Source organism: Xanthomonas cissicola (assembly GCF_008801575.1).
In the GTDB taxonomy this organism is placed as follows: Bacteria; Pseudomonadota; Gammaproteobacteria; order Xanthomonadales; family Xanthomonadaceae; genus Xanthomonas; species Xanthomonas cissicola.
The window spans coordinates 90,185-103,522 of the sequence record NZ_VZPL01000012.1; the positions used below are offsets into that span (position 1 = coordinate 90,185).

General features: G+C 62.8%; 12 protein-coding genes and 1 pseudogene. 4 read left to right on the forward strand and 9 right to left on the reverse strand.

Annotated elements, in window-relative coordinates; translation table 11 throughout:
* Positions 1 to 2: 2 nt before the first annotated feature.
* Together F7R02_RS07645 and coaE are read left to right on the forward strand one after the other, a co-directional pair.
* Positions 3 to 866, forward strand: coding sequence for a prepilin peptidase (locus F7R02_RS07645; RefSeq protein ID WP_008576868.1), 864 nt, complete (start codon positions 3 to 5; stop codon positions 864 to 866).
* Between the two features lie 13 nt (positions 867 to 879).
* Entirely contained in the window at positions 880 to 1,485 is a 606-nt protein-coding gene (coaE, locus tag F7R02_RS07650) for a dephospho-CoA kinase (RefSeq protein WP_078590289.1), read from the forward strand.
* A 68-nt stretch (positions 1,486 to 1,553) separates the two neighbouring features.
* On the opposite strand, the gene F7R02_RS07655 is transcribed toward coaE, so the two are convergent.
* The 4 genes from F7R02_RS07655 to rimK all read right to left on the reverse strand — a co-directional run bounded on the left by F7R02_RS07655 (position 1,554) and on the right by rimK (position 5,123).
* Complete coding sequence (locus F7R02_RS07655) at positions 1,554 to 2,888, reverse strand: sensor histidine kinase (RefSeq protein WP_167520988.1); 1,335 nt, start codon at positions 2,886 to 2,888, stop codon at positions 1,554 to 1,556.
* The gene (locus F7R02_RS07660; RefSeq protein ID WP_003490678.1) at positions 2,881 to 3,558 is read right to left on the reverse strand and encodes a response regulator transcription factor; all 678 of its coding nucleotides are present in this window, start codon (positions 3,556 to 3,558) and stop codon (positions 2,881 to 2,883) included. The genes F7R02_RS07655 and F7R02_RS07660 overlap by 8 nt, the downstream gene beginning before the upstream one ends.
* Positions 3,559 to 3,583: 25 nt before the next feature.
* On the reverse strand, positions 3,584 to 4,027 hold the full coding sequence (locus tag F7R02_RS07665; protein WP_008576857.1) for a hypothetical protein: 444 nt from the start codon (positions 4,025 to 4,027) through the stop codon (positions 3,584 to 3,586).
* A 208-nt stretch (positions 4,028 to 4,235) separates the two neighbouring features.
* On the reverse strand, positions 4,236 to 5,123 hold the full coding sequence (gene rimK, locus F7R02_RS07670; protein ID WP_011348348.1) for a 30S ribosomal protein S6--L-glutamate ligase: 888 nt from the start codon (positions 5,121 to 5,123) through the stop codon (positions 4,236 to 4,238).
* 500 nt (positions 5,124 to 5,623) lie between these two features.
* On the opposite strand from rimK, the gene glgX reads away from it, so the two are divergent.
* On the forward strand, positions 5,624 to 7,756 hold the full coding sequence (gene glgX / locus F7R02_RS07675; protein WP_078590290.1) for a glycogen debranching protein GlgX: 2,133 nt from the start codon (positions 5,624 to 5,626) through the stop codon (positions 7,754 to 7,756).
* 621 nt (positions 7,757 to 8,377) lie between these two features.
* Here glgX and F7R02_RS07685 read toward each other — a convergent pair.
* From F7R02_RS07685 to F7R02_RS07695, 3 genes are all read right to left on the reverse strand, one after another.
* Positions 8,378 to 8,770 (reverse strand): H-NS histone family protein, encoded by a 393-nt coding sequence (locus F7R02_RS07685; RefSeq protein WP_008576847.1) that lies wholly within the window; start codon positions 8,768 to 8,770, stop codon positions 8,378 to 8,380.
* Between the two features lie 90 nt (positions 8,771 to 8,860).
* Positions 8,861 to 9,253, reverse strand: a complete 393-nt coding sequence (locus tag F7R02_RS07690) for a hypothetical protein (RefSeq protein ID WP_008576845.1) — start codon at positions 9,251 to 9,253, stop codon at positions 8,861 to 8,863.
* A 110-nt stretch (positions 9,254 to 9,363) separates the two neighbouring features.
* Positions 9,364 to 10,023, reverse strand: coding sequence for a thermonuclease family protein (locus F7R02_RS07695; protein ID WP_078590292.1), 660 nt, complete (start codon positions 10,021 to 10,023; stop codon positions 9,364 to 9,366).
* Positions 10,024 to 11,002: 979 nt separating this feature from the next.
* Between F7R02_RS07695 and F7R02_RS07700 the strand changes: the two genes are divergently transcribed.
* Positions 11,003 to 11,344: a hypothetical protein gene (locus F7R02_RS07700; RefSeq protein ID WP_078590293.1), complete on the forward strand. Its 342-nt coding sequence runs from the start codon at positions 11,003 to 11,005 to the stop codon at positions 11,342 to 11,344.
* 50 nt (positions 11,345 to 11,394) lie between these two features.
* Here F7R02_RS07700 and F7R02_RS07705 read toward each other — a convergent pair whose 3' ends face one another.
* Both F7R02_RS07705 and F7R02_RS07710 read right to left on the reverse strand, forming a co-directional pair.
* Entirely contained in the window at positions 11,395 to 12,990 is a 1,596-nt protein-coding gene (locus F7R02_RS07705) for a MobA/MobL family protein (protein WP_078590294.1), read from the reverse strand.
* Positions 12,991 to 13,232: 242 nt separating this feature from the next.
* Positions 13,233 to 13,338 (reverse strand): annotated as a pseudogene (locus tag F7R02_RS07710) (IS5/IS1182 family transposase); the annotation flags it as partial.

The window sequence follows — 13,338 nt, forward strand, 5'->3', positions numbered from 1 at the left end:
GCATGGCATTTCTCGACCAGCATCCCGGTCTCGGCTTTCCTGCCGCGGCCGGACTGGGACTGCTGATCGGCAGCTTCCTGAACGTGGTGATCCTGCGCTTGCCCAAGCGTATGGAGTGGCAATGGCGGAGGGATGCGCGCGAGATTTTGGAACTGCCGGATATCTACGAGCCGCCGCCGCCCGGGATCGTGGTGGAGCCCTCGCACGACCCGGTGACAGGCGACAAGCTCAAGTGGTGGGAAAACATTCCGGTCCTGAGCTGGGTCATGCTGCGCGGCAAGTCGCGCTACAGCGGCAAGCCGATCTCGATTCAGTATCCATTGGTCGAGTTGCTTACCTCGATCCTGTGCGTCGCCAGCGTGTGGCGCTTCGGCTTTGGCTGGCAGGGCTTCGGCGCGATCGTGCTGAGCTGCTTTCTTGTGGCGATGTCGGGCATCGACCTACGGCACAAGCTGCTGCCCGACCAGTTGACTCTGCCGCTGATGTGGTTGGGTCTGGTCGGGTCGATGGACAACCTGTACATGCCGGCCAAGCCTGCCCTGCTGGGCGCGGCGGTCGGCTATGTGTCGCTATGGACGGTGTGGTGGTTGTTCAAGCAGCTCACCGGCAAGGAAGGCATGGGCCATGGCGACTTCAAGCTGCTGGCCGCGCTCGGTGCCTGGTGCGGCCTGAAAGGCATCCTGCCCATCATCCTGATCTCCTCGCTCGTCGGCGCCATCCTCGGCTCGATCTGGCTGGTCGCCAAGGGCCGCGACCGCGCCACCCCCATCCCGTTTGGCCCCTACCTGGCCATTGCCGGCTGGGTGGTGTTCTTCTGGGGCAACGACCTGGTGGACGGCTACCTGCACTTCGCAGGCCTGCGTTGACCCTGGCACGACGATGAGCGATTTCATCGTCGGCCTTACGGGCGGCATCGCGTCAGGCAAGAGCGCGCTGGCAGCGGAGTTCGAGAAGCTGGGTGTACCGGTGATCGATGCCGATGTGATTGCGCGGCAGGTCGTCATGCCGGGTCCTGTTCTCGATTGCATCATCGACTACTTTGGACCAGGCATCCTGCTGCCGGATGGCACGCTGGACCGCTCCGCGCTGCGCAAAATTGTTTTCGCAGATCTGACGCAACGCAAAGCGCTCGAAGCAATTACGCATCCGGCTATCCGTGCAGAGTTGCAGCGCGCGGCACAGGCGGCTGAAGGTCCTTATGCCATCGTCGCGATCCCTTTGCTCACCGAGGCGGGTGGCCGCGCAGCCTATCCCTGGTTAAATCGCGTGCTGGTGATCGATGCGCCAGTCGAACTGCAACATGCAAGATTGATGCGCCGCGATGGAAGCACGCCGGAATTGGCGGATCAGATGATCGCTGCGCAGGCGTCCCGCGAGCAGCGTCTTGCGCTGGCGGACGATGTCGTGGTCAACGATGGCCAGCCGGCACATCTGATTCGAGCGGCGCACGAGCTCGACGCGCGCTATCGCCAGCGTACGAATTAGCGCGTCCTTCCTGTAATTCCGCGCACCCACCGACGGGAGCACAAAACATGACAGGTCGCAATGCCGACCTAGCGATGAAACGCCAATGTCGCAATCACGCCCCGCTCCTGCCCTGGCCGTACGCTGACCCGCCAGCCGTACAGATCACAAAGACGACTGACGATCGACAAGCCGATGCCGCCGCCTTGCGAGTGGCCGGCGTGGGTCCCGCGGTAGCCGCGCTGGAACAGTTTGGCGGCGTCTTCTTCGCTCAGGCCGGGGCCCGAATCGATCACTTCCACTGCATCGCCCAGCACGCGCACGCGCACCTGGCCATCCTGGGTGTATTTGACGGCGTTGCCGATCAGGTTGCCGAGCGCGACCGACAGGGCCGATTCCGGGGCATCGATGACCAGGTCACGCACGCCTTCCAGCAAGAGCTCCAGAGGTTTTCCACCGAGCTGCGCGCGGTGCGAGTCGATCAGTTGTTCGGCTACCTTGGCGACGTTGCTATTGCCCTGCCCGCGCTCGTTGCGCGAGAGCAACAGCAACGAACCGATCAAATCGCTGCATTGCTGCTCGGCGCGCTGGATGCGTTGCAGCCGCTGCAACACCTTTTCGTCCAGGTTCGGTTTGGTCAGCAGCAGCTCGGTAGCGCCGCGGATCACCGCCAGCGGCGTGCGCAGTTCGTGGCTCACGTCGGCGTTGAATTCGCGGTCGCGCTGCACCACTTCGGTCAGACGCGCCGAGTAGTCGTCCAGCGCTTCGGCCAGCTGGCCGACTTCGTCGTCCGGAAAATGCGCCGCCAGCGGTTTGGGTTGGCTGGTGCCGCCACGATAGGCCCGCAGGCGCGCAGCCAGATCGGAGACCGGGCGCATCACCTTGGACGCAGACCACCAGCCGATCAGCAGCGAAAACCCGCTGAACACCAATACCGACAAGATCAGGGTGCGCTTGAGCTGGATTTCGCCCTTCAACGCCTGGGTCATGTCGTAGGCGAGGAAGAACCATTCGCTCGGCGTTTTGCGCACCGCCAGCTTGTACGAATAGGTATTGCCGCTTTCGTCAACGCCGGTGATGGTGTGGATGCCGTCGGGCAGCTGATACCACTCCGGTTGTTCGCGGCGCAGCGCTTCGAACTTGTCGCTTTTGACCACGCGCCCGCGCATCTGCTGCAGGGGCAGATCGGGATTGCGCATCGGATCGGAGTAAAAGCGTTGCGCGAAGGCGTCGATGTTGCGGTTCATCACGTCTTCCACCAACTGGTTTTCCACGCGCGAGCGCGCCCAGTTGGTGGCGAAGGCGAACAGCGTTGTCAGGCAGAAGCCCAACAACACGAACGACAGAATGATGCGGCTGCGCAGGCGCCGCCGATAGCGGCCGCGCCTGCGCGCCGGCCGCGTCTCGCTCGTACTTTCAGGCATCGGGCGAGGCGATGCGGTAGCCGATGCCGTGGCGGGTCTGGATCATCGGCACATCGAACGGCTTGTCGACCACGGCGCGCAGGCCGTGGATATGCACGCGCAACGAATCCGAATCGGGCAGTTCTTCGCCCCACACGCGGGTTTCCAGTTCCTGGCGCGTGACCACCGCCGGCGAGGCTTCCATCAGCGCCTGCAGGATCTTCAGCGCAGTCGGGTTGAGTTGCAGCAGCTTGCCGCGGCGACGCACTTCCAGCGTATCCAGGTTGTATTCCAGATCGCCGGTTTCCAGCACGCGGGTGTGCACACCCTTGCCGCGACGCGACAGCGCGTTGAGGCGTACCTCCACTTCCTGCAGCGCGAACGGCTTGATCAGATAGTCGTCGGCGCCGGAGTCGAAGCCGGCCAGCTTGTTGTCCAGCGAGTCGCGCGCGGTCAGCATCAACACCGGGGTCTGCTTGCGCGCCTCGTTACGCAGCTTGCGGCAGACTTCGATGCCATCCATGCCAGGCAGGTTGAGGTCGAGCACGATGGCGTCGAACTCGTGCACCACGGCAAGGTGGAGGCCAGTCACCCCGTCGGCGGCGAAGTCCACCGTATGACCCCGGTCTTCGAGGTAATCGCCGAGATTTGCGGCGATATCGCTGTTGTCTTCAATTACTAGAATTCGCACTGGAACCTCGTTCGTTAAGCTGTTTTTAGCGCTGGCGCCGAGAAATTTCGTCTTGACTCACCGTGGTCTGACGGCGCCGCTGGGCAGCCGTCATGCACTGTTTCGTACTCATCTGCGACCCAGTCGCGCGCTCGCGCCGACAAATCAGCCGGCTATCTTCGCGTGCCTTGGTCAAAATTCGGGTGACGAGCTCCTGATCGTTGCGAACCGCTGCCAATTGCTCTGGCTGCAGTGCCTGGATATCTGGCTGCGTCTGGAATGCTGCTTCGATCCGATCCAGCGCAGCGTTCACCTTAGCGCGCTCATCCTGACTGATCTCGGAGTACTTCTCGCCGTCGGCAAGGTCGGTGCGGACCTGCGCCGCCTGAGGCTTGAACGGCTTGTCCAGATCGAGCACCACCGCCAATGCATGACCGCTCATCAGGCCCGTCGCGAGCAGCAGTCCCGTAACACTCCACCGTTTTGCCATGCGACGCCTCCTTGCCCGACCGATTTAACATTGGCGAATGTAGACGCGAACCCCTACAGCGGCAAGCCGTCCATAAAAAGGCCCAAGTGCGACACCGCACTTGGGCCAAAAGTTCATCCCGATCACCGTCACTGCCGAGAGCGGAGCTACGGTCGGGAGAGGCTAGCGAGGCCGTAATTAGATTTTCGTTAATTTTTTGATAAAGCCGTTAGCCGGCCGATCGGCGGACGGACTGCTCCAGGTGCTGGACAATCGCCGCGGCCACATCCACGCCGCACACGCCTTCCACGCCTTCCAAACCTGGGGTGGAGTTGACCTCCAGCACCAGTGGGCCGCGTTTTGACCGGATCAGGTCGACCCCTGCCACTGTCAGGCCCAAGGCGCGTGCCGAGCGCACCGCCACCTCCTGCTCCTGCTCGGTTGCCTCGGTCACGGCTGCAGTGCCACCCAGGTGCAGATTGGACCGGAAATCGCCTTCGGCCGCCTGGCGGCGCATTGCTGCGACGACCTTGTCGCCGACCACGAAGCAGCGCAGGTCGGCCCCTTCGGCTTCACCGATGAACTCCTGCACGATGAAGTTGGCGTACAGCCCGCGCAGCGCTTCGACCACCCCGCGCGAAGCGCTGGCCTTTTCGGTCAGGATCACCCCGGCGCCTTGCGCCCCCTCGTTCAACTTCACCACATGCGGCGGCGGGCCGAGCATGGAGAGCAGGTCCTGGGTGTCGTCGGGGTTGTCGCCGAAGACGGTGACCGGCATGTCGATGCCCTGCGCGGCCAACAATTGGTGCGCGCGCAGTTTGTCGCGCGAGCGCAGGATGGCGTCCGACGGGTTGGGCGTGTAGGTGCCCATGAACTCGAGCTGGCGCAGCACTGCGGTGGCATAGCGGGTGACCGAGGCGCCGATGCGCGGGATCACCGCATCGAAGCCGGTGATCGGCTTGCCCTTGTAGTGCAGGCTGAAGCCGTCGGCGGCGATGCGCATGTAGCAGCGCAACGGGTCGAGGATGCGCACGGTATGACCACGCTTGCGTCCGGCTTCGATCAGCCGCCGGGTCGAATACAGCTTGCTGTTGCGGGAAAGGATGGCGATTTTCATCGCGGCGGGTACGCGGCGCGGCTTGGACATGGGCAGAGTCTGATGACGAAGTGACCCAAGTCCGTACAGTGCAGGCCGATTGCGCGTTCGCGGCAGGCCCGCGATGTACGCTGCGATCAGGCCGACTGCGACGGCCCCGAGAATGAAAGAGCGAAGTACCGCGACAAGTCCAACAACGCTGTGGCTGCACGGCCTCAACCGGATCGATGCTAGCAGGGCATTGGCGCGTCGCTCAAGCAACGCAGACGCGTGTCGCGCAACGCACTTCGCGCGTGCCTTATCCAGATCGCAACCCGTCGGTGGCCTTGCCCGATTGCTTGCGCATGGCCGCACTGTGGCGCGCGTGCGCGCCGACGGGACGTTGCGAGGGCACGCCACGTCAACGGTTCCGACGGCCGCCCTCACGCCACACCCCTGTTGCCGTAACGCGTTTTGCACAGCTGTAGACGCAATGCTTGAGGCCCCTCAATGCCGGCGTGCCGGCGCATCCGAGACTCTCCATGCGACGTCCAGCAAGCGCGGCCTATGCCAATCCCTCCCGCATCCGTCAGGGGCGCCCGTTCCCACGCGGTGCCGTCTTCGACGGCAAGGGCACCAACTTCGCGCTGTTTTCCGCGCATGCCACGCGTGTCGAGCTGTGCCTGTTCGACGAACAGGGCAACGAAACCCGCGTCGACCTGCCGGAGTACACCAACGAAATCTGGCACGGGTATCTTCCCGATGCCAAGCCGGGCCAGCGCTATGGCTATCGCGTACATGGTCCCTATGCGCCGACCGAAGGTCATCGCTTCAATCACAACAAGCTGTTGCTGGACCCGTATGCGCGCGAGCTGGATGGCGACCTGATCTGGTCCGACGAGCTCTACGGCTACACCGTGGGTCATCCCGATGGCGACCTGAGCTTCGACGAGCGCGATAGCGCACCCTTCATGCCCAAGTGCGTGGTGGTCGAAGACACCTACGACTGGGGAGACGACACGCGCCTGCTCAAGCCGTGGAATGAGACGGTCATCTACGAAACCCATGTGCGCGGCTACACGATGCGCAATCCGCAGGTACCCGAGGCAGTGCGCGGCACCTTCGCCGGCCTGGCCCAGCCGCAGGTACTCCAGTACATCAAGGACCTGGGCATCACTGCGGTGGAGCTGTTGCCGGTACACGCCTACCTGGACGACCAGCATCTGCTCGACAAGGGGCTACGTAATTACTGGGGCTACAACACCATCGGCTTTTTTGCGCTGAAGTCGCGTTACCTGTCCAGCGGCCATCGCGATGAATTCCGCGACATGGTCAAGGCCATGCACAAGCAGGGGCTGGAAGTGATTCTGGACGTGGTCTACAACCACACCGCCGAAGGCAGCGAGCTGGGGCCAACCTTGTCGTTCAAGGGCATCGACAACGCCAGCTATTACCGCCTGGCCGACGACAAGCGCTACTACATCAACGATACCGGCACCGGAAATACGCTGAATCTGAGCAATTCGCGGGTGATCCAGTTCGTCAACGATTCGCTGCGCTACTGGGCCGGCGAGATGCATGTGGATGGCTTCCGCTTCGATCTGGCCACCATTCTTGGCCGCGAGCCGAGCGGCTTCGATCAACGTGGCGGCTTCCTGGATGCCTGCAACCAGGACCCGCTGCTGTCGGAGGTCAAGCTGATCGCCGAGCCGTGGGACTGCGGCCCGGGTGGTTATCAGGTGGGTCACTTCCCGCCGGGTTGGTCGGAGTGGAACGACAAGTTCCGCGACAATGCGCGCGAGTTCTGGAAAGGCGAAGACGGCAAGCTGGCGGAATTTGCGACCCGCTTCACCGGTTCGGCCGATCTGTTCGATCGCCGCGGCCGGCGCCCGTGGGCATCGGTGAACTTCATCACCGCACACGATGGCTTCACCCTGCGCGATCTGGTCAGCTACAACGAAAAGCACAACATCGATAACGGCGAGGACAATCGCGACGGTTCGTCCAACGATGGCTCATGCAACTACGGCGAAGAAGGCGACACCGATAACGCCGAGGTGTTGCAGATCCGCGAGCGGCAGATGAAGAACCTGCTTGCCACGCTGCTGCTATCGCAAGGCACGCCGATGATGCTCAGCGGCGACGAGCGCGCGCAGACCCAGGGAGGCAACAACAATACCTATTGCCAGGACAACGAGATCACCTGGCTGGATTGGGAAAACGATCCCACCGACGGCCGCCTGACCGAGTTCGTGAAATCACTGACCCGTCTGCGCAAGCGATACCCGATCCTGTCGCGGGGCCGCTTTCTCAACGGCCAATACAACGAAGAAGCCGGTCTGCGCGATCTCACCTGGCTCAATCCGGGCGGCATCGAAATGGACGATGCGCATTGGACCGACCCCGCCGCACGTTCGGTGGGCCTGCTGCTGGAAGGCAAGGCGCAGACCTCGGGGGTCAAGGAACTGGCCAATGACGACACCTTGCTCATCGTCCTCAATGCTTATCACGAGGGCGTGACCTTCACCCTGCCCTCCTCCGATGAGCCGGTGCACTGGAAGCTGGTGCTCTCCACCGACGAAGCGCTGGAAGTGGACATGATGCCGGCCGGTGCCAGCGAATTCCTGGCCCCGCCGCGCAGCGTCTCGGTCTTCGAGTGCAAGAGCGACCAGTAAAGCCGTCCCAGCAACGCACACTCAGGAGCGATGCTTGCTGCCTACCGGCATCGGAGAGGCAGCAAGCGTTTTTGTTTCCGACGATGGAATGACGGAGGGGTCTTGCGTGCGCTACGCGGGTTGCGCGTGGCCAGGGTAATGGTGCCGATGGCAACACCCCAGCGAGTCTGTGCGACCTCTCACGTTGGGCCACGTCCTCATTGCCTGCTCCCTGGACCAGGAATCAGTAGGTCAGCATCCATCGCTGGGATTTGCGCGGGAACGGCGAATGCTTTCTCGCAATGATTGAGCGCGTGGGTTTTGCTTGAAATCGGGAATTGAATGTGTGGTTTGAAGACACGCGGCTTGCGGCACTCGAGCGTTCATTGCACGGCCAAAAGCCAGCAGATGCCACCAAAAAATCTGCGGCCAACCGGACTTGAAGCGTGCAAACACCACAACATCTATCGCTGCCAGATCATCAAAAGTCCGGCATGGCTCCGCAGACCACCGAAATCAGCCAAGTGTCTTGGAATAACACGCGCAAAGCAGGGCGCTGTGCGCCAGACATTCACCAAAAGATCGAAGGCCAAAAGCAACGCCTTGCCCATTGCGGGCCTTCGACATCCCTTGTGGGGTGACTCAACCCGGATACAGCGGGAAGCGCTTGTCCGGATGATTGGCTTTCCACTCTTTATAAGAGCTGGTGCCTTCCCAGGCCTTGAAGGCGCGCGGCGTACGACCACGGCCGGACCAGGTTTCGCCGGAATGCGGAATCCAGTACTTGGCGACCACTTCGCCGGTGGAAGACAGCGGCCCCTTGGTCTTGCCGGTCATCGCCAGCGAGGCGATCTGGGATTTTTGCTTGGCATTGAAACGGTTGCCGAACTGGGTAAGCACCTCGATCACCTGGTCGAAGGCTTCCAGCGTCTGGGCGTATTTCAGCTGCGCTTCTTCCTGCTCAAGCTTGCGCAGCTCTTCCAGCAGTTGAGCCCGGGCGGCGGCGGTGGGTGAAGCGGGCGAATCCTGGCGCATTGGCAAAACATGAGGTATGGGCGGGTCAACGAGTATTGCCGCTGGGCCGCCCAGCGTAAAGCGCCCGGGCCCGTGCGGGTCTGCTGGCGCTCAGCGATGGCGCAGCAGGGCGTGCTCGCGGGCCATGGTCAGGACCGGGCCGATTCGCCCGGCGCGGATCAGTTCGCTGCAGTGCTTGCCGACGAATTCCACCCGCGGCGTGCGAAACCACTGCACCACCCGATCCAATTCGCCGGCATTGATCGACCAGGCGTGGTAGACCGCCTCGCCCAGCTCCTCCACGCCAATCAGCCCGAGTTCGCGGATCTGTTCGGGATCGAGCGCGAACATGTCCAGGACCTTGCCCGCATTGTCCGGCGTGACATGGCCGGTGCGCACGTGCCTTGCCAGCCCGGCGCCGTAGGCGATCGACGCCACCCACGCAGACTCGGCACGGCGCATCCCCTTGATCAGCGCGCCGACGAGTTGGGAATGGGTGGTCATGCCTGCACTATGCGGCGGCGCTAGAGCCGGCTCAATCGGGATCTCCCCGACTCTGCGCAAGAAAATTCAGAAGCCGGGAGGCCGGCGGGCCTCGGTGCGCCGCAGCGCCATCACCGCCGCGCCGGTCTCCACCCCGCAGCGGCCGCTTCATTCACCGAACAGAAGAAGCGCTCGCCCTTCGCCGGCGAGATGCGCGTCTTTGCATAATCGCGCTGGCCCGGCATATGAAAGATCTTCTTGCCGTCACTGGAGATATTGCCCTTGATCCTGCAGTTGATTGGCGCCGATGCTGCAACCTGGCGCGTGGTTGCTGTCCGCGCCTTCTTGTCGCGGCGGTAGTCTGCCGGCATCTGAAACGCGCCCTGCCAGAGATTGCGGCGCTGCTGCTGCGCGAGGCGCTCGTCTACCTCGAACGCGGTAGCGTATTGACGATAGGCGACCGCCCAGCCAGAGCGCACCATCCAGGCATTGACGGACTGCCCCTGCACGAAGCATTCGGCGACCGTGCGGCCATAACGATCGGTATCTTTTGGCTGGCAGCGCACGGTCTTGTCCAGCAGATAGCCATCCAATGCCGCTGCAGCGCGGCGGCCGCACGGCCAGGCGTTGCCATCGTGTGCGCTGCACTGTTGTGCGCTCTCCGGCGTATCGATGCCCCACAGGCGGATGCGCTGATGGGCAACGGTGATGGTGTCACCATCGGTCACCGTCGCACGACCGACCAGCTCTGCAGCACTTACAGGTAAAACCAAAACCACCAGCAACAACATCCAGCGTTTCAACAACCTCAACAGCCACTTCCTTTCCAATCGGCAGACTGCGCTCCGCGAGTCTTGCCTTGTTGCCACTACAGCCGGTCGGCCTGGTCAAGCGTTCCATCGAACCTGACATCTGCGCCAGCAACCACTGCCAGCGTAGCGGCGGGCACTGTATGCCAATCCATCCGCGATGCCTATCCTTTTTCTTCGTTCTTTGTGCGGGCTTCAGATGTCTTCCATGCGCGGGGCGAGCACGCACTGTGTTGGATGGCGTGCATGCAGATAAGCGCACTCTGTCGCTATTGATGGCACGCGAAAATTCGCTGGAGAATATTCAGCCGAAGCAATGACCGAACTGGTGCCGGCGCAGATTTCTTCAGCATGTCCATTGCACTGCTCACTGAGCACGATGCGTCATGTACAGCGCGGTGCGCTGCCAACACCGAGCGCCCGATGTTGGATTTCAACGCGCTGCGGCTCAGAGTGATGCGCAATCGCGGCGCATCCGATCACTTGATCACCGGTTGCATGCAATCGAAAGTGAACTGGGGAGCGACGCGCTCGGCCAGAAGACGTGCCAGATGTGGAGCGGGCGATGGGAACAGAATCCTTGCACGCCAACCAATTGATTTTCCTAGCTTATCCCCGGGGCGGGTGATCCAAAATGATACCTTTCGTGATACCCCGCGTGATGCCCGATCATAGCTAAGCGGGCGCCGGCGACTCAAGGCTCATGTGCTGAGTCCGGGTTATTGGAAACCAAACACCCCGAAAGAACGGCAACCCCGATCCCGAACGCGTCACTGCGCCGAAGCAGGGTCGGCACATGCCGGGCATGGGTCGAGACATTCAGCTGCAAATATGATTAAAGCGCATACCTAGCATGAGACCCTTGCCCGCATTCAAATTTGTGAAATCGCGCGCGAAGCGAGCTCTTGCGGAAACGGCGATTCTTGGTTGGATGAGGACTTCCCCACACGCAGGAGTTTTCATGACCACCCATCCCCAACAACTCGAAATCGCCAGCCATCTGCTCGCCGGGCTGATGAGCCAAACCCTTTCTGACGAGCCGCTGGTGCGCCAACGCAATGTCTGCAACGCATGGGCTTCCGCCGGCGAACTGATCGTCTACAGCCGGAAGAAGCCACCTGAGGGAGGCAACGCCGCCCAATCCTTGGAGCATGCCCCTCCGCATCCCTTCCAACCGGTGCGCACACGGGAAGCCGTCATCGTTCGGGAGCTTCCGTCACTGGAGGAATGGCGAGCGGGCCGGAAGAACAAGGACGCACACCTGGACCCAGTCCGCAGCAAGAAGCGCCCGACCCTGCACTGAGCCAGAGAGCGCGATAACGATTGAGCCCCGCACTGCGGGGCTCTTTGGTTTCAGTGGAAGCGCGGCGGCTTGGGAACATGGGCAGGCTCAGGAGGAGCGGAAATGGCAGGGCTTGGGCGCTGCTCATCCGGTTTGGCCGCCATGTCGAGCTGGAGGGGATAGCGCTGGAGCATGTCCCGGCTCCACACCTCAAGGTGCGCCGCGCTGGCTGACGCGTCTTTCTCGCAGAGCGCTTGTTCCTCCGGGGTCACCCTGGCCCTTGCATCGGCCAGTTCTGTGGTCCGGCTTTCAAGCGTGCTGAGTCGGCGGCCACGCCGCTGCGCCCAGTCCCCCTGCATCCACGCCACTCCGGGCTCGGGATTGTTCGCCAGGAAGTCGTGCCACGCGTTCTCGGCCATGTGGTGCAGCTTCTCGGCTCGGCGCACCGCCAGTAGCCGCCGGGCGAACTTCATGGCCGTTGCCTTGAAGCGCCGCAACCGCCGCAGTAGCTCGTTGAGGTCGGGACGGAGCCGGGCCTCCTCGGCGAAGGCAGTCACGCGCTCCCTGATCCAATGCATCAAGGCCAGGGTTGCTTGGAGCGTTTGAGCCGAGCGGGGATCCGCTTGAACAGCCACTCCCCATTCGTCGCTGGCCTCCTCCGCAAGTTCGGCGATCGAACGTGGCGCGCGCGACGGCGTGGCCGCCTCGGCCTCCATCAGTCCGAGCCCTCGGGCAATGGTCGCCATGCTGCGAGACACCTCGATGTGCCCTGCCCCGCGTCTGAGCGGCAAGGACAGCACGTCAGAAGGTCGGCGGACCTCGCGCTCGGCCTGGGCCTGGCTGTGACCGTCGGACACCGGCATGACGCGCCCCTCCTGCTCGAACACGGCGATGAGTTTTTGGAAGGTCTCCTCATTGATTTCTTCGATTCGACGGTTTGCGTCCAAACGCTCAGACGGCTGACCCCGTCGAGCCAGCGCCGTCCCGTTCTTGCCGACGTGCTTGGTGGGCTCGCGGGACAGCACTGCCGCCGCGGCCAGGTCGCCGCGCGCCAGCGCGTCGTCCGCCTGGGCGGCCAGGCTGCGATGGTCCACGCGAATCTCGAGCGCCGCCTTTTCGAGGTGGGCGTTGATGGTGGAGGCGATGAGTTCGCGCACCCATTGCACTTCAACACGTCCCGAAGGCCCGCCGTCCAGTTCCTTGGTTTTGTCCGTGAGACCGTCTGGTCCCATGCGCCGCGTCGTTGCCAGGACATGGACGTGCCAGTTCAGCCCATGCTTGGAGCCGGGGCTGTGGATGCTGGCCTGGGCCGCAAAGCCATAACGTCCGACGAGCGCGCGGGTGACTTCGACGGCCAAGTCAGACCGCTGGAGGTCATCGAGTTCATGGGGCAAGGCAAACTCGAACTCGCGCGCAACCGTCGAATCTTTGCGACGCTCGGCGGCTTCTGCGGCCGGCCAGAGCTCAGCGGGGACCAGAGCCCAGTCGGGGGCACCTTCGGGGGCGATGCAGCGCGTTTCGACCACGCCGTCCCGCCGGCGGTAGTCGTGGCGCAGGCCGGTGAGCGCGTCCTCCAGCAGCAGGCCGGCGCGGTAGGCGGCAGCGGCAATCGAGGAATGCCCCTTGGCACGGCTGAATGTTTTGACTTGGGCGTGGTAGATGGCCATGAGGCGGCGACTCCGAAGCAGTGGGTTTGCTTGGTTTATGCCTCGGCTTTGGATTTTCGCAAGCGCCCTGGGCGCTTGGGGTTCAAGGGGCGAAGACCCTTGCGCACGTGTCACGCAGTGACACCTAGGGAAGGTCTGAATAACGAGGCCTGAGAGTGCGGGATGTCGCGTCGTTCCGAAGAGTGGCGTTTGAATCTTTGGAATTTCGCCATTTCTGGCGCTTTCCGTGGGAATTTCCTGGTTTACAGGCGCACGCTCCCCATAGCCGGCAGCAACTGCTTTCGCTTCATCCACAGATTGGAGAGCGCAAACAAGGTCAGCACGTGTGCGGTGTTTTTGGCCAGGCCG

What these genes read in the sequence shown, in the direction of transcription:
- F7R02_RS07645 (WP_008576868.1), top strand. Translation starts at nt 3, where the DNA reads ATGGCATTTCTCGACCAGCATCCCGGTCTCGGCTTTCCTGCCGCGGCC.
- coaE (WP_078590289.1), top strand. Translation starts at nt 880, where the DNA reads ATGAGCGATTTCATCGTCGGCCTTACGGGCGGCATCGCGTCAGGCAAG.
- F7R02_RS07655 (WP_167520988.1), bottom strand. Translation starts at nt 2,888, where the DNA reads ATGCCTGAAAGTACGAGCGAGACGCGGCCGGCGCGCAGGCGCGGCCGC.
- F7R02_RS07665 (WP_008576857.1), bottom strand. Translation starts at nt 4,027, where the DNA reads ATGGCAAAACGGTGGAGTGTTACGGGACTGCTGCTCGCGACGGGCCTG.
- rimK (WP_011348348.1), bottom strand. Translation starts at nt 5,123, where the DNA reads ATGAAAATCGCCATCCTTTCCCGCAACAGCAAGCTGTATTCGACCCGG.
- glgX (WP_078590290.1), top strand. Translation starts at nt 5,624, where the DNA reads ATGCGACGTCCAGCAAGCGCGGCCTATGCCAATCCCTCCCGCATCCGT.
- F7R02_RS07685 (WP_008576847.1), bottom strand. Translation starts at nt 8,770, where the DNA reads ATGCGCCAGGATTCGCCCGCTTCACCCACCGCCGCCGCCCGGGCTCAA.
- F7R02_RS07690 (WP_008576845.1), bottom strand. Translation starts at nt 9,253, where the DNA reads ATGACCACCCATTCCCAACTCGTCGGCGCGCTGATCAAGGGGATGCGC.
- F7R02_RS07695 (WP_078590292.1), bottom strand. Translation starts at nt 10,023, where the DNA reads ATGTTGTTGCTGGTGGTTTTGGTTTTACCTGTAAGTGCTGCAGAGCTG.
- F7R02_RS07700 (WP_078590293.1), top strand. Translation starts at nt 11,003, where the DNA reads ATGACCACCCATCCCCAACAACTCGAAATCGCCAGCCATCTGCTCGCC.
- F7R02_RS07705 (WP_078590294.1), bottom strand. Translation starts at nt 12,990, where the DNA reads ATGGCCATCTACCACGCCCAAGTCAAAACATTCAGCCGTGCCAAGGGG.